General features: G+C 73.0%; 15 protein-coding genes, 1 tRNA gene and 18 pseudogenes. 12 read left to right on the top strand and 22 right to left on the bottom strand.

The features are described 5' to 3' along the window. The 4 genes and pseudogenes from FF86_RS60310 to FF86_RS29175 all read left to right on the top strand — a co-directional run. A pseudogene (locus FF86_RS60310) lies at nucleotides 1–95 on the top strand (IS5/IS1182 family transposase); the annotation flags it as partial. Between the two features lie 100 nt (nucleotides 96–195). Beyond that, nucleotides 196–292 (top strand): annotated as a pseudogene (locus FF86_RS63845) (AsnC family transcriptional regulator); the annotation flags it as partial. 1 nt (nucleotide 293) lies between these two features. Next, nucleotides 294–663, top strand: a 370-nt coding sequence (locus FF86_RS60305; protein ID WP_255355967.1) for an Lrp/AsnC family transcriptional regulator, incomplete at its 5' end; no start/stop codon positions are given. Between the two features lie 292 nt (nucleotides 664–955). Beyond that, nucleotides 956–1,216 carry a hypothetical protein gene (locus FF86_RS29175; RefSeq protein WP_044885396.1) on the top strand — a complete coding sequence of 87 codons (261 nt, stop codon included), beginning with the start codon at nucleotides 956–958 and terminating at the stop codon, nucleotides 1,214–1,216. A gap of 294 nt (nucleotides 1,217–1,510) precedes the next feature. On the opposite strand, the gene FF86_RS29170 is transcribed toward FF86_RS29175, so the two are convergent. The 5 genes and pseudogenes from FF86_RS29170 to FF86_RS60285 form a co-directional block, all read right to left on the bottom strand. Continuing rightward, nucleotides 1,511–1,587: transfer RNA gene (locus tag FF86_RS29170), tRNA-Met, on the bottom strand. Between the two features lie 119 nt (nucleotides 1,588–1,706). Beyond that, nucleotides 1,707–3,637 (bottom strand): annotated as a pseudogene (locus tag FF86_RS60300) (UPF0182 family protein); the annotation flags it as partial. A 1-nt stretch (nucleotide 3,638) separates the two neighbouring features. Beyond that, a pseudogene (locus tag FF86_RS60295) lies at nucleotides 3,639–4,021 on the bottom strand (UPF0182 family protein); the annotation flags it as partial. A 1-nt stretch (nucleotide 4,022) separates the two neighbouring features. Next, nucleotides 4,023–4,133 (bottom strand): annotated as a pseudogene (locus FF86_RS60290) (UPF0182 family protein); the annotation flags it as partial. Nucleotide 4,134: 1 nt separating this feature from the next. Further along, nucleotides 4,135–4,772: UPF0182 family protein (locus tag FF86_RS60285; RefSeq protein WP_242419840.1), on the bottom strand; the 638-nt coding region annotated here is incomplete at its 3' end. A gap of 159 nt (nucleotides 4,773–4,931) precedes the next feature. On the opposite strand from FF86_RS60285, the pseudogene FF86_RS60280 reads away from it, so the two are divergent. Both FF86_RS60280 and FF86_RS60275 read left to right on the top strand, forming a co-directional pair. Further along, nucleotides 4,932–5,236, top strand: a pseudogene (locus FF86_RS60280) (PPA1309 family protein); the annotation flags it as partial. Nucleotide 5,237: 1 nt separating this feature from the next. Then, nucleotides 5,238–5,438, top strand: a pseudogene (locus FF86_RS60275) (hypothetical protein); the annotation flags it as partial. Between the two features lie 125 nt (nucleotides 5,439–5,563). On the opposite strand, the gene FF86_RS29155 reads toward FF86_RS60275, so the two are convergent. From FF86_RS29155 to FF86_RS60260, 3 genes and pseudogenes are all read right to left on the bottom strand, one after another. Next, a complete protein-coding gene (locus FF86_RS29155; protein ID WP_044885333.1) occupies nucleotides 5,564–6,604 on the bottom strand; it encodes a PDZ domain-containing protein in 1,041 nt (346 codons plus the stop codon). Between the two features lie 548 nt (nucleotides 6,605–7,152). Beyond that, nucleotides 7,153–7,366: pseudogene (locus FF86_RS60270) on the bottom strand (molybdenum cofactor biosynthesis protein MoaE); the annotation flags it as partial. Between the two features lie 30 nt (nucleotides 7,367–7,396). Next, nucleotides 7,397–7,758, bottom strand: a 362-nt coding sequence (locus FF86_RS60260) for a molybdenum cofactor biosynthesis protein MoaE (protein WP_242419839.1), incomplete at its 3' end; no start/stop codon positions are given. 115 nt (nucleotides 7,759–7,873) lie between these two features. Here FF86_RS60260 and FF86_RS60255 point away from each other — a divergent pair. The 4 genes and pseudogenes from FF86_RS60255 to FF86_RS29130 all read left to right on the top strand — a co-directional run. Continuing rightward, nucleotides 7,874–8,540, top strand: a pseudogene (locus FF86_RS60255) (zinc-dependent metalloprotease); the annotation flags it as partial. Nucleotide 8,541: 1 nt separating this feature from the next. Continuing rightward, the coding region (locus FF86_RS60250) for a zinc-dependent metalloprotease (RefSeq protein ID WP_242419838.1) at nucleotides 8,542–9,301 on the top strand (760 nt) is incomplete at its 5' end. 254 nt (nucleotides 9,302–9,555) lie between these two features. Further along, nucleotides 9,556–10,794, top strand: coding sequence for a ThiF family adenylyltransferase (locus FF86_RS29135; RefSeq protein ID WP_044885330.1), 1,239 nt, complete (start codon nucleotides 9,556–9,558; stop codon nucleotides 10,792–10,794). A gap of 187 nt (nucleotides 10,795–10,981) precedes the next feature. Beyond that, a partial coding sequence (locus FF86_RS29130; protein ID WP_242419837.1) for an AarF/ABC1/UbiB kinase family protein occupies nucleotides 10,982–12,895 on the top strand: 1,914 nt, incomplete at its 5' end. Between the two features lie 55 nt (nucleotides 12,896–12,950). On the opposite strand, the pseudogene FF86_RS60245 reads toward FF86_RS29130, so the two are convergent. From FF86_RS60245 to FF86_RS60225, 8 genes and pseudogenes are all read right to left on the bottom strand, one after another. Beyond that, nucleotides 12,951–13,140, bottom strand: a pseudogene (locus FF86_RS60245) (nucleotide pyrophosphatase); the annotation flags it as partial. A 1-nt stretch (nucleotide 13,141) separates the two neighbouring features. Next, nucleotides 13,142–13,985: pseudogene (locus tag FF86_RS60240) on the bottom strand (alkaline phosphatase family protein); the annotation flags it as partial. A gap of 1 nt (nucleotide 13,986) precedes the next feature. Next, nucleotides 13,987–14,480, bottom strand: a pseudogene (locus FF86_RS69150) (nucleotide pyrophosphatase); the annotation flags it as partial. Between the two features lie 127 nt (nucleotides 14,481–14,607). After that, the gene (locus FF86_RS29120; RefSeq protein WP_173402707.1) at nucleotides 14,608–14,895 is read right to left on the bottom strand and encodes a WhiB family transcriptional regulator; all 288 of its coding nucleotides are present in this window, start codon (nucleotides 14,893–14,895) and stop codon (nucleotides 14,608–14,610) included. A 106-nt stretch (nucleotides 14,896–15,001) separates the two neighbouring features. After that, nucleotides 15,002–15,511: a glycerate kinase gene (locus FF86_RS29115; protein ID WP_242419836.1), complete on the bottom strand. Its 510-nt coding sequence runs from the start codon at nucleotides 15,509–15,511 to the stop codon at nucleotides 15,002–15,004. A gap of 135 nt (nucleotides 15,512–15,646) precedes the next feature. Beyond that, nucleotides 15,647–17,638, bottom strand: a pseudogene (locus FF86_RS29110) (ATP-dependent DNA helicase UvrD2); the annotation flags it as partial. A gap of 1 nt (nucleotide 17,639) precedes the next feature. Beyond that, nucleotides 17,640–17,741, bottom strand: a pseudogene (locus FF86_RS60230) (UvrD-helicase domain-containing protein); the annotation flags it as partial. A gap of 1 nt (nucleotide 17,742) precedes the next feature. Then, nucleotides 17,743–17,884: hypothetical protein (locus FF86_RS60225; RefSeq protein WP_242419841.1), on the bottom strand; the 142-nt coding region annotated here is incomplete at its 3' end. A gap of 95 nt (nucleotides 17,885–17,979) precedes the next feature. On the opposite strand from FF86_RS60225, the gene FF86_RS29105 reads away from it, so the two are divergent. Together FF86_RS29105 and FF86_RS31250 are read left to right on the top strand one after the other, a co-directional pair. After that, nucleotides 17,980–18,219, top strand: a complete 240-nt coding sequence (locus FF86_RS29105; RefSeq protein ID WP_044885326.1) for a mycoredoxin — start codon at nucleotides 17,980–17,982, stop codon at nucleotides 18,217–18,219. Nucleotides 18,220–18,407: 188 nt separating this feature from the next. Beyond that, nucleotides 18,408–19,928, top strand: a complete 1,521-nt coding sequence (locus FF86_RS31250) for a GAF and ANTAR domain-containing protein (RefSeq protein WP_396230172.1) — start codon at nucleotides 18,408–18,410, stop codon at nucleotides 19,926–19,928. Between the two features lie 79 nt (nucleotides 19,929–20,007). Here FF86_RS31250 and FF86_RS29095 read toward each other — a convergent pair whose 3' ends face one another. The 6 genes and pseudogenes from FF86_RS29095 to FF86_RS29085 all read right to left on the bottom strand — a co-directional run. Next, the gene (locus FF86_RS29095) at nucleotides 20,008–21,402 is read right to left on the bottom strand and encodes a pitrilysin family protein (RefSeq protein WP_044885325.1); all 1,395 of its coding nucleotides are present in this window, start codon (nucleotides 21,400–21,402) and stop codon (nucleotides 20,008–20,010) included. After that, a pseudogene (locus FF86_RS60220) lies at nucleotides 21,399–21,664 on the bottom strand (insulinase family protein); the annotation flags it as partial. The gene FF86_RS29095 and the pseudogene FF86_RS60220, both read right to left, overlap by 4 nt. A gap of 1 nt (nucleotide 21,665) precedes the next feature. Next, nucleotides 21,666–21,895: pseudogene (locus FF86_RS60215) on the bottom strand (insulinase family protein); the annotation flags it as partial. Between the two features lies 1 nt (nucleotide 21,896). Then, nucleotides 21,897–21,949, bottom strand: a pseudogene (locus tag FF86_RS60210) (hypothetical protein); the annotation flags it as partial. Between the two features lies 1 nt (nucleotide 21,950). Beyond that, a pseudogene (locus FF86_RS60205) lies at nucleotides 21,951–22,656 on the bottom strand (M16 family metallopeptidase); the annotation flags it as partial. 171 nt (nucleotides 22,657–22,827) lie between these two features. Next, nucleotides 22,828–23,121, bottom strand: a 294-nt coding sequence (locus FF86_RS29085) for a transposase (RefSeq protein ID WP_199865852.1), incomplete at its 5' end; no start/stop codon positions are given.

Genomic DNA, 23,121 nt, shown 5'->3' with positions numbered 1-23,121 from the left:
CTGGTTAGGCAGGTGCAGACGCTTGGCACGCGACTACGAACGCAAGACCGCGCACGCCGAAGCCATGATCCAGGTTGCGATGATCCGGCTCATGGNGGCCCGGCTCGCCGGTGAGGACGTCGAGCCCCACGGTCCCATCGAGACCGAAGCCGCTCGACGCCTCACCGAAGACCTCACCAACGAGTAGCCACTCGGATACCCAACACTCTCTCAGACGGGCTGCTGGACGACATCAACAAGGCCATCATCGAACAGCTCCAGCAGGACGGCCGGCGCTCGTACGCGGCGATGGNGGCCGCCGTCGGGCTGTCCGAGGCGGCGGTGCGCCAGCGGGTCCAGCGGCTGCTCGACGCCGGCGTCATGCAGATCGTCGCCGTCACCGATCCGCTGCGGGTCGGCTTCCACCGGGAAGCCATGATCGGCGTACGGGTCACCGGCGACACCCGGGTGGTCGCCGCCACCATCGCCGCTCTCCCCGAGGTCGACTACGTCGTGCTCACGGCCGGCTCGTTCGACCTCATCGTCGAGATCGTCGCCGAGGATGACGAGCACCTGCTGGAACTGATCAACGATCGGATCCGTGCCCTGCCGCAGGTGCTCGCCACGGAGACGTTCGTCTACCTGCGTCTGGTGAAGCAGACCTACACCTGGGGAGCGCGCTGACGCGCCAGGGCAACAGCAACGGGCGGGCAGGGTGACGCGGGATTCAGGGGCACGAACGGGACGGCGACCGGTGGCGGCGAAGCGCGACGACGACGGCGATAAGNCGTGGTCGGAGGCATGCCCGCGCCGGGGCCGGCGGATGGGCACTCGTCGCCACGGGTGAGGCGCCCGGAGTGGGGAACGGACGCGGAGTCACGCCGCCGACACCATTCCCCGAACAACCAAGCAGTACCAACAAGAGTCCAACACGTGCAATGACACAACAACTCGGCCCAGACACGATGGGGTGAGCATGGCGCTTGTCCACCATGACCCGCAGGACGGCATACTAGTTACTCGCATTGGGCAGGCCGAGATCACCGTGCGGCCCGAGCCGCCGGCGAGCGCCGGCAAGGCTCCGGTGATCCTCCTCCGCCTGGACGCCCCCATGCTGGATACGCTCGCCGCCGCCTACCTCGACCCGGACGAGGCCCGCCGCCTCGCCCAGTCCCTGCTCCGCGCCGCCGAGGCGGCGCGACCGAGCAGTCCCTGGCGCACGCCCCGCCCCCGCTGACCCGCGCCCGGCGAATCAGCCGCGGTTCGGCCACCTCAGCGCCTGGGCCGAGGTGGTGTGCATGGAAGCGGCGCCGGCTGTCTCTTCCACAGGGATAAATCGGGCGTCGAACCCTGTGGAAGAGCCAGGTAGGCGCTCTCCCACGCACGAGACGGAGGTCGAGACCGTTCCGCGCGCCTGAGGCGTGCGGTCCGCGAGCGAAGGGGCGGGGGCCGCAGGGATCTACCGAGCAGGCAAACCGGACGATGAGAATCGAAAAGACTCCCGGAGAAATCTCCGGGAGCCTTTTCGCGGTGGTAGCGGGGACAGGATTTGAACCTGTGACCTCTGGGTTATGAGCCCAGCGAGCTACCGAGCTGCTCCACCCCGCGTCGGTGTGTCTTTACTATACAGGGCCGCCACCGGCAGATGTCAAACCGATGGCGGCCCTAATTTTGGGAACTTCCCGGCGAAGATCATAAAGGGGGCGGATCGTCCCGTTCCGGGAGTATCAGCCGGAGGTGGGCGCCGCCCGTGGCTGCTGTGGCGGACTGCTCGTGGGACCCGCGGAGCCCGCAGGGCGCGCGGGGGCGGCGGTCGGCGACGCGCTGGGCGGCGCGGAGCCGGCGGCGGTGCCGCGAGGTGCGGGCGCGGGCGAGCCGCTCGGCGAGGGGCTCGCGGCCGGCGGGGTCGTCGGTGGGCTGGCGAGAGTCCGCAGCCGGCTCAGCGCGTCGGCCAGGTCGGTCTGCGCCTGGCCGTAGGCGTTGAAGTCCGGCGGGTTCTTGCGCAGGGCGTCCTGACCCGCCTTGTAGGCGCTGTCGGCGGCGTTGACGGCGTCCTGCAGCCCGGACGTCCCGCCCGGTGGAGCGGCGCCCGCGCCGCCGCTCTGCGTAGCACCCTGACCGCCACCGGTGGTCGTGGTGGCTCCGGTACCGGCGCCAGCCGCAGCGGCCCCGGCTCCGGAGCCGAAGACCTTGTCGAGTGCCTCCCCCAGGGATGTGCCGAAGCCGATGCGCTCCCCGAAGGCGGTGGCGATGCCCTGCAGGGTGGGATAGCCCGAGCCGCCGCGGGCCTGGACGTAGTACGGCTCGACGTAGAGCAGCCCGCCCGCGACCGGCAGGGTCAGCAGGTTGCCCTCGATGGTCTGCGAGCCGGCTCCCCGCCACAGGGTCAGCTTGTTCGCGACGTCACCGTTGGCCTCGATCGCGTTCTGCACCTGCACGGGGCCGTTGATCGTGCCCCCGGGCGGGAGTTTGAGCAGGGTGAACTGCCCGTAGTTGGACGGATCGCTGGAGACCGCCATGTAGGCCGCGAGCTTCGACGACCGGGCCGAGATCAGCGGCGACGTCAGGTTGTACGACGGGCCCGAGCGGCCGGGTAGCTGGCTGTAGACGTAGAACGGGGGCTGCGGCTGCCCGCTGCCGTCGGGCGAGTCCGACACCTGCCAGAAGTCCTCCTGCGAGTAGAAGTCCCGCGGGTCGGACACGTGGTACTGGCCGATGAGGTCACGCTGGACCTTGAACAGGTCCTCGGGGTACCGCAGGTGCTCCCTCAGCGACGGCGAGATGTCCCGCTTCGGCTTCACCGTGTCCGGGAAGGCCTTCATCCACGTCCGCAGCACCGGGTCGGACTCGTCCCAGGCGTACAGGGTGACGGTGCCGTTGTAGGCGTCGACGGTCGCCTTCACCGAGTTGCGGATGTAGTTGACCTGGTTCGCGGGCTGCCGGGCCCGGTTGCCGCTCTGCGCGGTCACCGAGTCGGCGGTGACGTTGCCCAGGGTCCGCCGGGCGGAGTAGGGGTAGCCGTCGGACGTGGTGTAGCCGTCCAGAATCCAGGTGACGCGGCCGTCGACGACGGCGGGGTACGGGTCGCCGTCGAGGGTGAGCCAGGGCGCGGCCTTGCTGACCCGGTCCCGCGGGTTGCGCTCGTACAGGATGCGGGAGTTCTTGGTGATGTCGCCGGAGAGCAGCAGGTTCTTCTCGCCGAAGCGCAGCGCGAACAGGGCCTGCCGGAAGGTCGAGCCGATCGAGACCCCGCCGTCGCCGGTGTAGGTGGTCGTGGCCTGGGTGTCCGCCCCGGGGCCGGGTCCGTCGATCTCCACCTGGCGGGTGCCGACGACGGAGTAGTTCGGCGACATCTCGCCGAAGTAGACCCGGTTCTCCTTGACGCCGAAGTCGCCCTCCTGGGGGAGGTTCCGCTCGCCCTGGTCGAAGGCGGGCTGACCCTCGTCCACGGTGTTCGACGGGGCGGCGACGAAGCCCTTGCCGTGGGTGTAGGTGAGGTGCTCGTTGATCCAGTTGCGCTGGTCGACGCCGAGCCCGGCCTGGTTGAGCTCCCGCACGGAGACGACGTAGTCGCGGGTGGTCTTCTTCTTGTCGGCGCCGGTCACGGTGTACCGGTCGACGTCGAGGGTCTTCTCGAACCCGTAGTAGCCGCGGATCTNCTGGAGCTGCTGGAACGTCCGCGACAGCTTGCTCGGGTCGAGCAGGCGGGTGTTGGGCACCGTGCCGGTGTCCGCGGCGACCTGCGAGGCGGTGACATCGGTGCGCGCGGCGTACGGCTGTGGCTTGACGTTCTGGATGCCGTAGGCCGCGCGGGTCGCCGCGATGTTGCGCTCGATGTACGGCTGCTCGCGGGTCGCCTCGTTCGGCCGCACCTGGAACTGCTGGATGAACGCCGGGTAGATGCCGCCGATGACCACCGATGACAGCACGAGGATCCCGGCGCCGAGCAGCGGCAGCGTCCAGCCGCGCTGGAAGATGTTGTAGATGAACAGCACCGCGCAGGCCAGCGAGATGAACAGCAGGATCAGCTTCGCGGGCAGCANGGCGTGGACGTCGGTGTAGGACGCGCCGGTGGCGACGCCGCGCGAGGAGAACACCGAGCCGAACCGGTCGAGGTAGTAGGCCCAGGCCTTGAGCAGCGCGAGCAGTCCGAGNAGCACGGAGATGTGCGCCTTGGCGGCGGGCGTCACCCGCTCCCCCGGCGTCTGCAGCCGGATGCCGCCGAACAGGTAGTGGGTCAGCACGGTGACCAGCAGGGACAGCAGCACGGCGGTCAGCAGGAAGCCGAGCAGGAAACGCTGGAACGGGTACGTGAAGGCGTAGTAGCTGATGTCCCGGTGGAACTGGGGGTCCCGGGTCCCGAACGACTCGCCGTTCACCCACAGCAGCCAGGTCCGCCACCGGCCGGAGGCCGACAGCCCCGCCGCCAGGCCGAACACCGCCGCGATACCGAAGAGGATCAGCTTCATGTACGGCTCGATGGCCGACCGGTAGCGTTCGAGGTTCTGCTGTTCGGTGGAGAGCGGACGCAACTGCGGGCGAAACCGATAACCAAGTACGATGTTGGTCCCGATGACGACGGCCATCACCGCGCCGAAGATGAGGAACAACAGGATCCGGGTGTAGATGACGGTCGTGAAGACCTTGCTGAAATCGACCGAGCGGTAGAACAGCAGGTCCGTGTAGAGCCGCGTGAAGGTGGCGAAGAACGCGATCACGAGGGCGACGGCCAGCAGCACCGGGACGATCACCTTGGCGCGGGTCAGCACCGGGCGGCGACTGGTCGTTGCCACAGTTCCTCCGTGCGGTCAGGACGGTCGGGTGTTCATCGACAAGGGCGGATCCGGGGTTTCCGGACCCACCAGCCGGGCGGTGCCGACGCGAGGGGCGTGTACTGCCCCAGTACGGCAACCTACGCCAGGCACTCAGGGGAGATCGGAGAGGATGGGTTGGTGAGCAGCCCGAACATCACGGAGTTGACCTCCGTCGTACTCGAGGTCGAGCGGCACGTCGCGGACTCCGGCTGGGATCAGCCCAGCCAGGTCTACGCACTCGCCGACACCGCCGATCTGCTGGCGCGGGAACCCGCGCTGGCCCCCCACATCGGGGATTCGCCGCCTGGTTCACTGACCCCGGTCGAGCAGGAGCCGCTGCCGGTGGGCCGGCTCGACGAGGTGCTCGCCGGGATTGGGTGGCCCCCTGAGGTGCTGGGCTGCGTGCTGGTGACCGAGCTCGTCGTTCTCCCGCCGAGCGCGGANGAGGAGGCGCCGTACTCCGACCACGAGATCGAGTACTGGGCCGCGAACCACCCGGAGCGCCAGGACGTCCGGCTCGCCGTCGGGGTCACCCGCAGCGGGCTGCACGCGTCCTGCCTGCGGGTGCGCGGGGACGACGAGCTCGTCGTCGATCCCGACCTGGCCGACAACCTCGTCGACGGGCTGCTCGCGACGTTCCAGTGACTTCGACCGCCGGGTGGGGCGGCCGGCGACCCGCGTGGCCCGGGGGCCGTCCGCACGCTCCACCCGGCCGGTCCAGACCACCCGGCCGGTCCAGACCACCCGGCCGGTCCCGACGGCCGGACCGCTCAGCAGGACGGCACGCTCGCCGCCGGATTCGTCCGCAGCGCGTCCACCGCCTTCAGGGCGCCGGCCAGGGTGTCGACCTTCACCAGGCGGGGCGCGCGGCCGGAGTCCACCGACAGGGCGTCGGCGCAGTTCGCCGCCGGCACGAGGAAGATCGACGCCCCGGACGCCTTCGCGCCGAGGATCTTCTGCTGAATGCCGCCGATCGGCCCGACCTCGCCTGCCGCCGTGATCGTCCCGGTACCGGCGATGGTCTTCCCCCCGGTGAGTGCCCCGGGAGTGAGGAGATCCACGATGCCCATCGCGAACATCAGCCCGGCGCTCGGGCCGCCGACGTCCGACAGCCGGATCCGGACGGTGAACGGATAGGTCCGCTTCTCGGTCGTGGTGATGCCGATCATGGCCCGGGACGGGTCGTCGGTCGCCGGGCGGGTGGTGATGGTGACGGTGGCCGGCTTGCCACCCCGCTTGTAGGCGATGGTGACGGCCGTCCCGGGGCGGACCTTTCCAACCTGGGCGCGTAGCTGGTCCTGGGTCGTCACGGCGACCCCGTCGACCTGGGTGATGACGTCGCCGGCCACGAGTTTACCGGCGGCGGGCGACCCGTCCGGGATGGTGTAGACGGCGACCGATCGGCCCGTCGCCGCGACGCCGAGCTGGGCGAGCGCGGCCGCCGTGGCCTGGTCCTGCGAGTCCAGCATGGCCTGGGCGTTCTCCTGCTGGACCTGCTCCTGGCTGGAGCCGCGAGGCCGGATGAGCTCGGTGGGGACGACCGCCCGGTCGTCGTCGATCCAGTCCTGCAGGGCGCTGACCAGATTGAGCTTCGGGGTCTCCTCGACCGTGGTCAGCTCGAGCCGACCGGAGGTCGGATAGGTGCGGTGCCCCTCGATCGTGATCAGCCGGGTGCCGTCGACGGCGCCGAGCGTGTCGGTGACCGGCCCGGGGGCCAGGGTGACGAACGGTACCGGCATCCACAGGCCCACGACCAGGAGCACCAACGCCAGTACCGACGCCACCACGAGAGACTGGGTGCGCCGGGCCATGAACGCAGTCTATGTACCGGCCCGCACCCGGTCGGGCCGGCGTCCAGGGCAGGCGACCCTCGCCCCGGACGCCGGAGGTCCGACGCGCGGTCAGGAGGTCTCGGGCGGACGACCCCTGGGCTGGTGCCGCAGCGACGACACGTCGATGGGCACGGTGTCGGCGAAGGGCGACACCTGGGCACCGGTGGCGACACCCAGGTCGTCCAGGTCGTCCAAGCCGGCTAGGTCGTCCAGTTCGCTCGGGGAGAGCGGGGTGTTCGAGGTGAACGGGTCATCGTCCGGAGGCGGTTCGGGGTAGCCGGATTCGTCGAGGTCGGCACCGGTCCGCGNGGCGGACTGGGCGGGTATCGGGCGGGCCAGCGCGGCCATGCTGCGCCGGTAGCCCGCGATGGTGATCATGGCTTCGGAGGTACGGTCCGGCCGGCCGCGCAGGGCGACCCACACGGCCGTCAGGAGCAGGGCGACAGGGGGGATCAACAGGAACCACATGGGAGCCTCGACGTCGAGACGAGTAAGAAGATGACTTATTTCTATCGTAGGTGCCCCGCTCAGCAGGCGCCTACCCATTCAGCCGCGCCATCCTCAAAAACCTGATGTTTCCAAATCGGAACCTGCGCCTTGATGTCATCGATCAGACGACGACAGGCGGCAAATGCCTCCGCCCGGTGGGCCGCCCCCACGGCCACCACGACCGCGGTCTCACCCACCCGTAGGTGCCCCGTGCGGTGGGCCACCGCGATCGCCCGCACCGGCGCGCCGGCCNCCACCTCGGCGGCGACGCGCTCGATCTCNGCGGCCGCCCGCGGATGCGCCTCGTAAGCGAGGTCCGTCACCCCCCGACCGGAGTCATGGTCGCGAACGGTGCCCACGAACAGCGCAATCCCGCCCACGTCCGGGAGCAGGACGGCGGCCATGCACTCGTCCACCGACAACGGGGTGTCACGAATGTCCGCGAGAACGACGCGGGCCGGAGCCCCGGTACCGTGCCCCGCGTCGGAACCGAGATCGGAGCCGAGATCAGAGCCGAGATCGGAGCCGGCGTCCACGGCCGGCTCCCCCGACGCCGGGGACGGCCCGCCCGCCCCGGCGGTCTCGCGCGCCGAGGCACCGGTCGGTGGGACGGGTGCGGGAGAACGCGTCGAGTCCACGTCCACGACCGTAACCGGCCGGGGCGGCCTCCGTTTCGCCCGGCGGCCAGAAAACGCATTACCGTGGGTTCATGTCCCAACCGCGCGTGCGACGCCCCGCTCCCCGATCAGGCCACGTCCGATGAGTGGCGACTTCCCGTTCGGCTTCGCGTCCTCCGGCGGCGGCGAGGAGCCCCGGTCCCCCTTCGGGGGCGGGGGCCCCTTCGGCGGCGGCGCGCCGTTCTTCGCCGAGCTCGAGCGGCTGCTGTCCTGGCAGGGCGGTCCGGTCAACTGGGAGCTGGCCCGGCAGGTGGCGGTGCGCTCCCTGGGCGACGGCGAGTCGAGCGTCCCCATGGGGCAGCAGCACATGGTCGCCGAGGCGCTGCGGATCGCCGACGTCTGGCTCGACCCGGTGACGACCCTGCCCGCCGGCGCGACGACCGCCAGCGCCTGGTCGCGAGTCGAGTGGATCGAGAAGACGCTGCCGGTCTGGAAGACGCTGTGCGACCCGATTGCCGCCAAGGTCGTCGAGGCGATGCGCACGGGGATCTCCAGCGGGCTGAGCCAGCTCGGCGGGGGTGGCGTCGAGCTGCCCAGCGAGCTGCGTGACGCCCTGCCGCCCGGGGTCGATCTCAGCGCCCTGATGGGGGCCGGTGGACCGATCATGCAGATGATGAACCAGGTCGGCGGCATGCTCTTCGGCGCGCAGGTGGGGCAGGCGATCGGCACCCTGGCCGCGGAGGTCGTCTCGTCGACCGAGGTTGGCCTGCCTCTCGGGCCGGCCGGGACGGCCGCGCTGGTCCCGGCGGNGGTCACCGCGTTCGGGTCCGGGCTGGAGATCCCCGAGGACGAGGTGCGCATCTACCTCGCGCTGCGGGAGGCCGCCTCCACCAGGCTGTTCGCGCATGTGCCCTGGTTGCGCGCCCACGTGCTCGGCGCGGTCGAGGAGTACGCCCGCGGCATCGCGGTGGACACCGAGGCCGTCGGCCGGGTGATGCGGATGGTCGACCCGACCGCCCTGATGAACCCGGAGCGGTTGTCCGAGGCGCTCGGCGAGGACGTGTTCAACGACGCGACCACGCCCGAGCAGAAGGCGGCGCTGGCCCGCCTCGAGCTGATCCTCGCCCTCATCGAGGGCTGGGTGGACCACGTGACCGACGCCGCGGCCACCGGCCATCTGCCGGCCGCCGGCCGGCTGCGCGAGATGGTCCGGCGCCGGCGTGCCGAGGGCGGGCCCGGTGAGCAGACCTTCTCCACGCTGGTCGGGCTCTCCCTGCGCCCGCGCAAGCTACGCGAGGCCGCCGCGCTGTGGGCGGCGCTGGCCGAGGCCCGCGGGCGGGAGGGGCGCGACGCGGTGTGGGCGCATCCCGACCTGCTGCCCACGGCGGCCGACCTGGCCGCGCCGGACGGCTTCGTCACCGGCGCGTCGGCCAGCGTCCTGGACGATCCGATCGGCGAGATCGAGAAGCTGCGCGACACGCCGCCCGCCGAGGGCGGCGGGAAGTCCCCCGGCGGCCCCACCGACAAGCCGGACACCCCCGGTGGCTCGGACCCCGGCACCGCGAGCTGACCGTGACCCGCTGAATCCGGCGGCGACGCGACCGCGCCCTGCCCCGCCGGGCCAGCCGGCGCCGAGCCGGTGTGGACGAGGCACGCTCGGACCACGCACGATCCACAGGGCGGTCCACAGCCTCTCCACAGCCGCCGGCGCGGTCTCGCGTTCTGTCGGACCCGCATGACACGGTGGGGATCAACCGGCCCGCTGGCCGGTCATCCTGATCCGCGTCCGGTGGCTTCGGCCGCCGGCGGACCTGCGGGGGATCCATGCGCCCGATCCTCAAGCCTGGCCTTCGTCGGCTCTGGCACAACAGCTCCACCCTGCAACTCGGCATCGACCCGGCCCGCGCCGTCCTCGTCACCGACCTCGGTCCGCCGCACGCGGCCCTGCTGGACGCCCTCGACGGCCGGCGCACGTTGGAACAGCTCCGCCTCGACGGCGGCGAGGCCGCGCGCGATCTGCTCGACCTGCTCGGCCGGGCCGGCCTGCTCGACGACGCGGCAACGGCCCCGGGCACGACGCCACTGAGTCCGGCCGACCGCGACCGCCTGTCGCCCGACCTCGCGGCGTTGTCGATCCGCTCCGCCGATCCGGCCCGCCCCCGCCGGGTGCTCGCCGCGCGCCGCGCCGCCCGGGTGCTCGTGCGGGGTGCCGGGCGGGTCGGCGCGCAGATCTCGACCCTGCTCGCCGCGGCCGGGGTCGGCCGGGTCGTGGTCGACGACGCGGAGGTGACGACGGCCGCCGACGTGTCCCCGGGCGGGCTGCGGCTGGACGACGTCGGCCGGCCCCGGGCTCTCGCCGCGGGGACGGCGATGACCCGGGTGCGCCGACAGGCCGATCGGCGCCCCGGTCTCGGCGCGGCCGGCTCCGCATCCCTGCCGCCCCCCGGGCGCGGCAACGGACCGGGGGTGGATGCCTTCGACGCGGATCTGATCGTGCTGGCCCCGGTCGGCCCGCCGACCGTAGCGCCCGGTGCCTGCCTGGACCTCGAACGCCGCGGGACCGCTCATCTGCTGGCCGGGGTGCGCGAGACGACGGGGATCGTCGGCCCGCTCGTCGTGCCGGCCGCAACGGCCTGCCTGCACTGTCAGCACCTGCACCGGCACGCCCGCGATCCGGTCTGGCCGATGCTGGCGATGCAGTTGGTCCGCCCGCGCCCGGCCGGCCACGACCCGTGCGAGATCACCCTCGCCAGCCTCGTTGCCGCGATCGCCGCCATGCAGGCGCTGGCCTTCCTGGACCTCGCCGTCCCGCCGTCGCCCGACCCTGGCCCAGGCTTTCACCAGTCCGACAACACGGACTTGCCCCACGCACCCGCAAGCACCAAAGATGAGATGTTCGACACGCCAAACGCCACTCCGAAGATCCTTCCGGTAACGGCGGACGGGGCGTTGGAGCTCGCCCTGCCGGACTGGCGCCTCCGCCGGCGAAGCTGGCCGGTGCACCCCAACTGTCCCTGCCGCACCGCCCGATCCGCAGCGGTGCAGGCTGGCACCGATGCCTGAGATCCGGGTGCCGGATGCCCGCGCGCCGGCAGCGGTGCCCGGGCTCGGCGGCGGCAACATCGCCACGACCACTACCCACGGTCGGCGCCCCTCACGCCTCGGAACAGGGCACGATGGAGCGGTGTCCGACATCCCACGGCGGGCCGTCGTCCGCACCGCCAAACTGGCAACGCTCCCGATCGGAATNGCCGGCCGAGCCACGCTCGGCGTCGGCAAGCGGATCGGCGGCCGTCCCGCGGAAGCCGTCGCCTCCGAACTCCAGCAGCGCACCGCCGCGCAGATCTTCCGCGTCCTCGGGGAGCTCAAGGGCGGCGCGATGAAACTCGGCCAGGCGCTGTCCGTGTTCGAGGCGGCCCTGCCCGACGAGGTCGCCGCGCCGTACCGGGCCGCGCTGACCAAGCTCCAGGAGGCGGCGCCCCCGCTGCCGGCATCCGTGGTCCACCGCGTCCTCGCCGAGGAGCTCGGGGCGGACTGGCGGTCGTTGTTCGTCGAGTTCGACGACGCGCCGGCCGCGGCGGCGAGCATCGGCCAGGTTCACCGGGCGGTGTGGTCGGATGGCCGGCCAGTCGCGGTCAAGGTGCAGTACCCGGGGGCCGGGCCGGCCCTGGTCGCCGACCTCACCCAGCTCGGGCGGGCGGCCCGGCTGTTCAGCGCGGTGACTCCGGGGCTGGACATCAAGCCGCTGGTCGAGGAGCTCAAGGCCAGGATCACCGAGGAGCTCGACTACCGGCTGGAGGCGGCCTGGCAGTCGGCCTTCGCACAGGCGTACGCCGACGACCCGGACATCGTCGTCCCGCGCCCGCTGGCCGGCTCGGACCGGGTGCTGGTCAGCGAGTGGATCGACGGGGTCCCCCTGTCCGCCATCATCGCCGACGGCTCCACCGAGCAGCGCGACGCCGCCGGCCTGCTGCTCGTGCGGTTCCTCTACTCGTGTCCCGGGCGCGCCGGCCTGCTGCACGCCGACCCTCATCCGGGGAACTTCCGCCTGCTGCCCGACGGCCGGCTCGGCGTGTTGGACTTCGGCGCCGTGAACCGCCTGCCTGGAGGGCTTCCCGCCCCGATCGGCCGGCTGGCCCGCCAGACCCTGGCCGGCGACGCGGAGGCGGTGGCCGCCGGCCTGCGCGACGAGGGGTTCATTCCCCCGTCCGCCGAGATCGACGCCGACGACCTGCTCGACTACCTCGCGCCGATGCTGGCGCCGATCGCCGAGCAGGAGTTCACCTTCTCCCGAGCCTGGCTGCGCAAGGAGGCGGCACGCCTGAGCGACTGGCGCTCCGCCGCGGCGCAGCTCGGCCGCCAGCTCAACCTCCCGCCGTCGTACCTGCTCATCCACCGGGTCACCCTCGGCGCGATCGGGATCCTCTGCCAGCTCGGCAGCACCGGCCACTTCCGCGCCGAGATGGAACGCTGGCAGCCGGGGTTCGCCGAGCCCGATTCCGCGGCCGCCCTGGCCGCCGAGGAGGCCAACCACCCGGACCGGACACTGCCCGTCCTGGCGGTCCGGGACGAGGCCGGGGTCATCCGGCCGCTGCCGGGCCCGGTCGTGCTGCCCGGGGCCCCGACCGCCGGCCGCACCCGCCGAACCTCCAGGACCGCGAAGACCCCGAAGCCAGGGCGAGCCGCAAAGCCGGCGCGGACCACGAAGCCCGAACCGGTCACACAGCCCGAACCGGTCACACAGCCCGAACCGGCCACAAAGGCTGAACCAGCCACAAAGGCTGAACCAGCCACGAAGCCGGAGCCAGCCACGAAGGTGCGGGCCGATCAACGGATCGACCGACCGACCAAGGCGGCGACGAAGGGCGGCGCGCCGCGACGCGCCCCGGCGGCCACGCGCGCCACGAAGCCTGCCGGCGATCCGGTGCCTCAGCCCATTCCCGTAGCCGACGCGGTACCCACGCAGGCCGAACCCGACGAGACGAGCCGGCCGGCCCGGTCATCACGGCGCGCCGCCAGGACCGCCGTCTCCCCCGCGACCGACCCCCCAGGCGCATCCGCAGCGCCCGGCCCCCGTCGCGCCGCGGGCCGGGCACGGGCAGCTCCCCCTCGCCAGATCCCCCGGGACGAGACGCCCTCGGACTCGATCACTGCCGAAGACTGACCCTCACGCCAGCGTCGCTAGCTGCGGTTCTGCGGAGCCTGGTCACCCGACCGACCTACATCGCGTCCGGGGTGAGACCGTCGAGAGCGGACTCGCCGAGGTAGAGGAAGCCGTAGCCCTCGTCGCGGAACCGGACCCCGGCGGCGCGCAGGGCGTCGCCCCAGTCGCCGCGGCAGGCCGGGTCCGCCGCCTCCGAGCCGTGGTCGGCGGTCAGCAGGATCGCGGTCTCGGCCAGCAGGCCACGCNCGGCGAGCAGATCGAGGAAGCCACCGAGGCGGGCATCTGCGTCCCGCAGCGCGGCGCGGGACTGTTCCGAGTAGGGACCGCCGCCGTGATGGCCGGTGTCGGTGACCGTGGTGTTCCACCACATGACGTCGGGTGGGGTAGTGCCCGGCGCCCAGAGCTGGATGACCTGGGCGAAGCCCAGCGCGTCCACCCGGGTGGACCAGGCGTAGTCGGAGCTCTCCTGGACCCAGCGCGCGCTGGCGTGCGGGTCGCCCTCGGCCGGCGGCAGGTAGTCGCCCATGTCGCCGGCTCCACCGGCGTTGCCGGCCGCCCGGACCAGGCCGAACGTCGAGTAGTGCGCGCCCCGGTCGACGGGCTCGTTCACGCAGGCGCTGACCGCGCCGGGGCGCTGGCGGGCGATGGCCTCGAAGAGCGTCTCGACGCCGTCGCGGAGCTGCTCGCAGGCGGCGTGCCAGGTCTTCACGTCGTTGACGATCACCTGGCGGCCGGTGGCCCGGTCGAAGTAGACGTTGTGGAGGATGCCGTGCCGGCCCGGCCCGACACCGGTCAGCGCCGACGTGTGATTGGTCAGCGTCACGCTGGGGAACTCGGCGATCGCCCCACCGGTCAGCGCGGTCCCCTCGGCCAGCAGGCGGGCGACGTTCGGCAGTTCGCCGGTCTGGGCTAGGTGCAGCAGGTCGTTGCTGTTCGCGCCATCCCACAGCAGGCCGACGACGTGGCGCGCGCCCGGACCGGCGAGCTGGGTCAGCGGCGTGCCCTCGGCGTCGGGCAGGGTGACGCCGGCCAGCGCGGCGAGGGTGGGTGCGACGTCGATGATCCGCGCCGCGCCGGGCCGCAGCCCCCGNACGCGCACGCCGGGGCCGGACAGCACCAGCGGGGCTCGGGACTGGCCGGCGTTGAGCGAGCCGTGCTCGCCGAGGTGCCCGCCGCGCTCGGGCCAGTAGTGCCGCGGGGTGTGCACGACGATCAGGTCGGGCGACCGGGTCGCGTCCCCGAACGCGGACAGCAGCCGGCGACCGGCGAAGGGGTAGGCGTCGCGTTCGTTCGGCGGCGACGGATCCGCCAGCGCCGCGGCCAGGGGCACCCCGTGCATCGGGTCCTGGCAGGCCAGCGGATGCCGCCCGAAGCGGACCTCCCAGGGGCCGTCCGGATCGGTCACCGGCAGCCGGGCCGAGCCGTCGGCGTTGGCCACGTAGAGCCAGCCGGCATCCACCCAGGCGGCGAGGTCCACGATCTCGGCCAGGTCGGGGCTGGTGAGGGCGGCGACGGCGAGAGACAGGTCGTCGGACCCGACCGGTTCCGGCGCCACCCCCGGCGCCGTTCCCGTTCCGGTCGACATCGGATATACACGCTCGCTGCTGGGCACGCCGGAACAGTACCGGTGCCGACGGGAGCACTGAAAGAAATCAACGGCCAACGGCGGCGGGCGGGACGCCGACAAACCGGTGTCCCGCCCGCCGCGCCCGTCAGGCCGCGACCTCCTCCGGGCGGACCTTGCGCGGCCGGCCGCGGGGCCGCTTGCGGGGGACGACGGTGCCGGTCACGACCAGCTCGCCACCCCACACCCCCCACGGCTCGGCCCGGTCGAGGGCCGCGGCCAGGCACGCCACCCGGACCGGGCAGGTACGGCAGACCGCCTTGGCGGTCTCCACGTCCGCCGGGGACTCAGCGAAGAACATCTCAGGATCGACGTCCCAGCAGGGCAGGACCAGCCGATCCCGCTCGATCCGGGAGACGATCGAGTGATCGAACACCGGTGTCACCTCCGACACGGGTAGGTCTTCGAGCGGATAGAAGGAGCAAAACGACAAAGGCCGCGATCCCCATGGGGATCGCGGCCTCGGCGTCGGCTCCGCGGAACTAGTCCGGGAGCGGATCGCGAGCGGATCCCGAGATGAGGTGACGGTCTGCGTGCTCGGACGCCTGGGCCGCGGCGGAGGCCGTGTTCCAGGACGACGCCGGGTTCCCGGACATGGCGAGCCGACGCGTCGGCTCGCCGGCCGGACGATCGGCGATCGCGGTGAACCCGCCCAGGCCGAGGACCGTGCCCGAGACGCCGGCGGCGGGCGCACCCGTCCCCTGGGCCTCGGTGCCATGGCAGGCCGCCAGCACACGGACGTCCGCCACGAAGAGGGCGCCGACCGTGCTGACCACGCCGGACCGGCCGAGACGGCCGACCGCGCCGAGAACACCTAGGCCGAGAGCTGGGCTGCCGAGGGCGGCTTTACCGGGGGCGGCTTGGCCGAGAACGACGGACGCCTCGACGACGGCCGGCACGGGCTCGACGGCACCGCTGGCCGACGGGCCGGGCCGATATCCCCGGGGACGGGCGATCTCGGTGCCGGCCTGGTCCATCACGATGCTGAGCACAGCGAGATCACCTCCTTCTCGGGAAGCCATGGAGCGCAGCCGTTCCAGGGCCTGCGTCGGGCGTCGTGGGTAACGGTAGAAGGTCGCCACGCGAACCTCAACGTATTTTCTGTGTCGCGTGTCGGACACCCGCAGTTACGAGGGCTCGTGTGTGGGCGTCGGCGGGGTGCGCCCGGCGACGAGGTCGAGCACCGCCTGCCCGTAGCGGTCGAGCTTGGCCTGGCCGATCCCGGGGATCCGGACGAGCTCCGGGACCGAGCGCGGCCGGCATTCGGCGAGCGCCTGCAGAGTCGCGTCGGTGAAGATCACAAAGACGGGCATGTGCAGCTCCCGCGCGGTGGCCGCGCGCCACGCCCGCAGCCGCTCGTACAGCGCCGCGTCGACGTCGCCGGGGCAGCCCTCGCAGCGCCCGATCCTGGCCTGGGCGCCGGTCAGGGCCCGCCCGCAGACCCGGCAGCGCACCGCCGAGCGTCCCCGGCCCGGCCCGCCGCCGGCGCCGGTCTCCTCCGTCGCCCCCTGGCGCCCCGCCGCGCCGCCGGCCCCCCCTGTGGTGCCAGTCCCCGCTGGACTGCCAGGCCCCTTCAGTCCGCCGGCCCCGGGGCCACCCCGCCCGCCGGCGGCCGGGACGAGGCCACGGCGCGCCGGCCGCAGATCGTCGAGGAAGCGGGACGGGCGCCGCGAGCGCCGGCCGTCGGCACGGGCCAAGGCCCAGGACAACACGAGGTGAGTACGGGCCCGCGTCACGCCCACGTAGAGCAGGCGGCGTTCCTCGGCGATCTGCTCGGCGGTCTTCGCGTGGACGAGCGGCAGCGTGCCGTCGGTCAGCCCCACGAGGAACACCGCGTCCCATTCCAGGCCCTTCGCGGCGTGCAGCGTGGACAGCGTCACCCCCTCCACGGTGGGCTGGTGCTCGTGGGTGACGCGATCGCCGAGCTCGGCGACGAACTCGGCGAGGCCCGCCTGCGGGGAACGGGCGGCGAGGTCGACGGCGAGGCGGTGCAGGGCGGCGAGGTTCTCCCACTGCTCCCGCTCCGCGCCGGACCCGGCCGACGGCCGATCCGCCCGCCAGTGCAACGCGCCGAGGATGTCCGCGACGGTGTCGGCGAGCCCGGCGGGCCGGTCGGTGTCGGCCGAGCGCAGGGCGGCCCGCAACAGCCGCAGCGCCGCGACCACCTCGGGCCGGGCGAAGAACTTCTCGCCGCCGCGGACGAGGTAGGCGACGCCGGCCGCGCCGATCGCGGCCTCGTAGGCCTCGGACTGGGCGTTGATCCGGTACAGCACGGCGATGCGGCTGGCCGGCGTCCCGCGGGCGATCAGCGTGCGGATGCGGCTGGCGACGGCGGCGGCCTCGTCCGCCTCGCTGTCGCACTCCAGCCAGACCGGCGGCGGGCCGTCGGGCGCCGCGGCGACGAGCCTCGTGCCGGGCGCGGCCTGCACGAGCCGGTTCGCCAGCCCCACGACCTGCGGGGTCGACCGGTAGTCCCGCACGAGCCGGACGACCGCCGCGTCCGGGTGGCGGCGGGGGAAGTCGAGCAGGTAGCGAGGCGAGGCACCGGCGAACGAGTAGATGGTCTGGTGCGGATCACCGACGACGCAGAGGCTGTCGCGCTCACCGAGCCAGGCCTCGAGCACGCGCTGCTGCAACGCGTTGACGTCCTGGTACTCGTCGACGACGAGGTGGCGGTACCGGGAGCGGACCTCGGTGGCGACCCAGTCGTGCTCCTCGATCATGGCCGCGGTGAGCAGCAGCAGATCCTCCATGTCGACGACGCCGGCCTCCCGCTTGACCTCCTCGTACGCGGCGTAGAGCCGGGCGACGGTCTGCGCCGGGGTGGCGGTCTCCCGGCCGCCGGCCGCCGCCAGCCGGGCGTAGTCCGCGGGCGCGACGAGGCTGGCCTTGGCCCACTCGACCTCGGCGGTCAGGTCCCGCAGCTCGGCGCGGTCCGGGCTCAGCCGCAGGCGCCCCGCGGCGCGCACCATGTTGGGGATCTTGCTGGACTCGAGTCGGGGCAGCGGTCCGCCGGCCACGGCCGGCCAGAAGTGCTGCAACTGCCGCAGGGCCGCCGAATGGAACGTGCGTGCCTGCACACCGGGCACACCCATGGCCCGCAACCGGCCGCGCAGCTCNCCCGCCGCCCTGGTCGTGAAGCTCACGGCGAGGATCTGGCCGGGGCCAACCCCCCGGTCCACGACCATGTGGGCGATTCTGTGCGTGATGGTGCGCGTCTTGNCCGTACCAGCACCGGCGAGGATGCAGACCGGTCCCAGGGGGGCGTCAGCCGCGGCCCGTTGCTCGGGATCGAGCTGGGCCAGCAGGTCCCCGGCCCCGGGGGAGGCGGCGGCCCGCGCGGCGGGGCCAGGCGATCCGGACATCCCCCGACACGGTAGTCCCCACCCGCGCCGGGAAGCGTCGCAGGCACGACGCTGTTACACCGACCGTTGCGTCCCAGTGGCTTGGAGGCCCTTTCGTGCTCACGATCTACACGACTTCCTGGTGCGGCTACTGCGTTCGGCTGAAGAGCCAACTCGACCGCGCCGGGCTGGAGTACAGGACCGTTGATATCGAGAACGACCCGACAGCAGAGCAACTTGTCCGCGATGCGAACAACGGGAACGCGACCGTACCGACCGTGCTCTTTCCCGATGGCACTGTGATGACGAACCCTAGCGTCCGCCAGGTCACTGAGAAGGTCACTTCTGCCGCATAACGGATACGTAGAGCAACGACATCCCGNGATTTCTTACCTTCCCACCGCACACGCGNCCGGCTCGTGGGACGGTGTCCGTCACTGCCCGTGAAGTTTGTGGGAGAGTTCGGCCTGTGTCGTCAGCACCTTCAGAACAGGCGTGGAGCACCGTCGATGCCGCGCTGCGGGCCGTTCGCGCCCTGGACCGGATGGAGACAGCCTGTTTCGTCGTGGTATCTGCGACGACTGCGAGCTATCTCCGTGTGACCGGAACCTTCGCCGATCTCGGCGAGGGAACCCACTATCCCCGGGCGGACAGCGTCATCGCCCGCATGCTCGACGGTGCGCCCGCGGCGGCGACCGGAGTCGGCCCGGGGCATCCCGCGGCCGACACGGCCGAGCATCGCCAACTGGGGGTGCACAGCTATCTCGCGATGCCGGTGATCCCCACGGACGGCCGACTACTCGGTTTTCTCGTCGGTCTGGACCACGGTGAGGTGAGCGTGTCAGCCGACACACTGGCCCTGGTCCGGGCAATCGCGGACGCCCTCGCGGCCACGGGCGACATCCCCTCGCCACCCCCGCCGGCCGTCTCGCCCAACGGACCGCGGCCCGGCGATCACTCCCGGGAGGCCGGCGGCTCCGGCGACCACGCCTTGGTCGGCACACCGGACGAGGAACGTCCGGCCCAGGCGGCACCTGCGGCCCGGCCCGGTGCCGCGGCACCCAGCACAGCCGCAGCACCCAGCGGCGAAGGGTCACCAGGCGGCGAGGGGCCGACGCACGCCGAGGGGCCGACGCACGCCGAGGGGCCGAGAGGCGCCGAGGGGCCGGCGGGCGAGCAAGGGGCTCACGGTCCTGCCGCGACGTCCCCGCCGCCACCGGCCGGCACCTCCCGACCGCCCGGGAGTGCGCCGCCGGGGCCCGTGGACGGGCCGGAGCCCGCCGCGGTCCCACCGACCCCCCCGCGGCCACCTGGCCGGGTGCCGACGCCCCAGGCCCTCGCGCGGGGGGTCCGCCCCGGACCGCCCGGCCGGGCCGGTCCGCCGCGACCGGCTCCGCCGCCCGCGCCCGGCGGCGGCACCGGCCCGGCGGGGACCGGCGCCGCGGGGACCGGTGCCGCGGGGACCGGTGCCGCGGGGACCGGTGCCGCCAAACCCGCTCCGGCCGTCTCCCGGCGTTCGACCGCGGACATGCGGCTGCGGCGGACGCCCGCCGGTTGGGTCGTGGAGGGTCCGGGGGCGGAGGTCCGCCCGGTCGGTGATCTCATCTCCGCGATGGTTCTCGCCGACCTGCTGGCCGAGGACCTCGCCCCACCCGGCCGCCCACGCCGAGCGGAGCGTGACCTTGGGGAGATCGAGCAGCTCCGGCTGTCCGTCGTCCAGCTCGAGCACGCCCTGGCGTCCCGGGTGATCGTCGAACAGGCCATCGGCGTGCTGGCGGAACGCAATCAGATCCGGCCGCGGGAGGCGTTCGAGAGGTTGCGGCGCACGGCCCGAGGCATGGGCCGTCGCGTCCATGACCTGGCCCGACAGGTCGTCGATTCGGTCGGCGACCCGCGAGCGGTGCTTCCGGGCGAGCTCGGTGGCCGGGGCCCGGCCGGCGGCGGTCCTGGCGGCGGCGGTCCGGGGCATGGTGGCGGGGGCCCCGCGGGCGCGACGCCGGGACCGGGGTCGGGCGGGGGCGCGCCTCGCCCGACGCCGCCGCGGTCCACCTCCGGCCGGCGCTGACGCGACGCCGGTCGGGCGAGCGCTCAGCGCCGCCCGGCAGGCTGGCGCGCCTCGCCCGACCGGGGCTCGGCGAACCGCGTCAGGACTCGATCAGCCCGAGGGCCCCCACCGCCCGGACGATCTTGGCCTTGTCGCCGACGAGCACCGTGATCAGTCCGGTGGGCGCCAGCAGGTCGGCCGCGACGGCCTGAACGTCGGCGGCCGTCACCTCGGCCAGCGCCCGCGGGTGGTCGCGCAGGTACTCCACGCCGATGCCGACGCCGGCCAGCGCGGACAGCGTCGAGGCGAGCCCCGCGGCGGTGGCGCTGCCGATGGCGAGCGTGCCGACGGCGTACTGGCGGGCCGCGTCGAGCTCGTCCTGCGTCGGCGGGAGCACCGCCAGCCGCCCGAGCTCGTAGAGGATCTCCAGCAGGGCCGGGCCGGTCACCTCGGTGGCGACGTCCGCGGCGACGGTGAAGCGCGATCCGACCTGGTAGTGGTCGATCGAGCTGCGCGGCGAGTACGTGTAGCCCTTGTCCTCGCGGATGTTGTTGACCAGCCGGGAGCTGAAGTACCCACCGAAGATCGTGCTGGCCAGCCGCTGCGCCGGGTAACCGGGGGCGGACCGGTCCAGGGCTGCCCCGCCGAGGCGGATGTTCGTCTGCACCGCGCCGGGGCGGTCCACGATGACGATCGGGCCGCGGTGCAGCTCGGGTAGCGGCGGTGCGCTCGACGCGGGCCGCCCCGACCAGTCCCCGAGCGCCGCGGTGACCGCCGCCAGCGCCCGCTCGGGCGACACGTCGCCGACGAGGGTGAGGATGGCCCCCGCCGGCGAGACCCGTTCGGCGTGCAGGCCGCGCACGTCCGCCGCGCCGACCTGCCCGACCACGTCCGGGTCGGGGATGGCGGTGGCGTAGGGGTGGTCGCCGAACAGCCGCTCGAGCAGGGCCTCGCGGGCGATCACGGCGGGCTGGCTACGGGCGACCGCGGTGTCCTCGACGATCCGGTCGCGCTCGCCGGCGACCTCGTCGTCGGGAAAGGTGGCGCCGAGCAGCACGTCGGCCATGATCTCCAGCAGCGGCTCGAGGTTCGCCGCGAGCGCGGAGCCGACGACGGCGAGCCGGTCGCTGTCGACCCCCGTCGACAGCGAGCCGCCGAGGCGCTGGACCTCCGTGGCGAGCCCCACCCGGTTGAGCCGCCGCGACCCGGTGAACAGGGTCTCCGCCAGCACCTCGGCGCGGGCCTGGTACACGGGCCCGCGCCCGGCGAACGGGATGCGCAGCCGCACCTCGACGATCGGCACGCTGCCCCGCTGCACCACCAGCACCCGCAGGCCGTTGGCGAGGGTGCGGTCGGTGACGGCGGGCAGCGCCGCCGGCTCGGTCGGCCGGACGGCGGGGATCACGCCCGCCGGGGCGGCCGGGGTGGCGGTGGCCGCCGGCGGCGCCGAACGCGCGGAGTTCGTCGATGTCGAGGTCACAGCACTCCCGATCATGAGGCGGCGCCGGCATGCAGCTCCAGGACCGAACGGCCCTGGTCGAGCAGGGAACCGGCGGCGGCGGCGACCGCCGCGCCGGTGACGGCCGACAGCTCCGCCGGCAGTTCGTTCACCAGCTCGGGCCGGCCGCGGTGCAGCTCGTGCACGGCCATGGCCAGCCCACGGCCGAGGGCGTCGTCGGCCTCGCGCAGCAGCGAGGAGGCCACCCGGGCCTGCACCCGCTCCAGCTCGCCGTCCTCCAGTCCGTCCCCCGCGAGCCNGGCGAGCTCCTCGTCGACGGCCGCGAGGACCACGTCGGCGCTGGACTCCTCGGACTGGCGGGCCTCCAGAGTGAGCAACAGCGGGTCGCGCTGGTCGAACGGATTGCCGAACGCGCCCAGGTAGGTGCTGACCCCGATCACCGAGCGGTCCTTCTGGACCAGACGGCGCTCCAGACGGCTGGCATCGCCGTCGCTGAGCACCTCGGTCAGCAGGTAGTAGGCGAGGTAGGNGGGCAGGTCGGCGATCGGGTCGGGGACGCGGTAGCCGACCGCGAGCGCCGCGCNGGGAGCGAGCGGGTCGGTGAGGACCGCCCGGCGCTCCGCCGCGGGCACCGGCTCCGCGAAGCTCGCCCGCGGCGGCACCGCGCGGGCGGGGATGTCGCCGAAGTACCGGTTGACGAAGGTCAGCGCCTCGCCGGAGTCGAAGTCGCCGACGATGGTAAGCACGGCGTTACCGGGGGCGTAGTACTTGTCGAAGAAGTCCTCCGCGTCGTCGAGGCTGGCCGCCGCCAACTCGGAGAAATCCCCGTAGCCGTTGTGCGCGTTGGGAAAGGTGTCGAACGCCACCGGCGGCAGTTTGATCCAGGGAAATCCGCCGTACGGCCGGTTGAGGACGTTGACCCGGATCTCCTCCTGCACCACGGCGATCTGGTTGTCGAGGTTCTGCCGGGTGATCTTGGGCGCCCGCATCCGGTCCGCCTCGAGGAACAGGGCCAGTTCGAGCGCCCCGGCCGGCAGCAGCTCGAAATAGTCCGTGTAGTCGGGGTGCGTGGAGCCGTTGAAGATTCCACCGGCGGCCTGGACGTGCTTGGGATGTTCCGCCTTCCCCACGTTCGCGCTGCCCTGGAACATCAGGTGCTCGAACAGGTGAGCGAAACCGGTGCGGCCTTCGGGCTCGGACCGGAAGCCCACGTCGTAGTGCACGGAGACGGCCACCACCGGCGCCGTGCGGTCGGGAGCGAGCAGGACCCGCAGGCCGTTGTCGAGCCGANTCCGCTCGATCGGATAGGAGGATGCCGGCAGGGCCGACCTCACCGCGGCGGCGCCGACCGGACCGGGTTCTCTAGGCGAGGACACAGTTGCCAACGCTACTGCCCGCCGGCCCGGCCCGGTGGCGAAGAAGGCCACCGGCCGGCTTTGCGCCCTCCGCCGACTCTGCTGCTTAATTCGGGGTTTGGGTTGCGAGTTGGTGGCTGAGGCGGGTGAGTCTGCTGGTGCGGGGTGTGAAGGCCGGTTGGTCGGGGTTCCCGTGGGCGTCGAGGCGGATGATGTTGACCGCGGTGGCGGAGAAGGCGTGTTGGAGGCGGGTCTTGGGCAGGCCGCGGTAGCGGGCGTTGCGCAGACCGGTGACGTCGAGGGCCTGGTTGATGGTGCCCTCGATCCCGGCGCGCAGGGCGTACCTGGTCTTCCAGGTGTCGGTGGCCTGCTCGGCGCGGGCGGCGGCGAGGGTCTCGTG

It is taken from the genome of Frankia sp. CpI1-P, from assembly GCF_001421075.1.
Taxonomy (GTDB): Bacteria; Actinomycetota; Actinomycetes; order Frankiales; family Frankiaceae; genus Frankia; species Frankia torreyi.
Note: the sequence above shows the minus strand (reverse complement) of the source record. Positions and strands in the feature narration are given on the sequence as shown.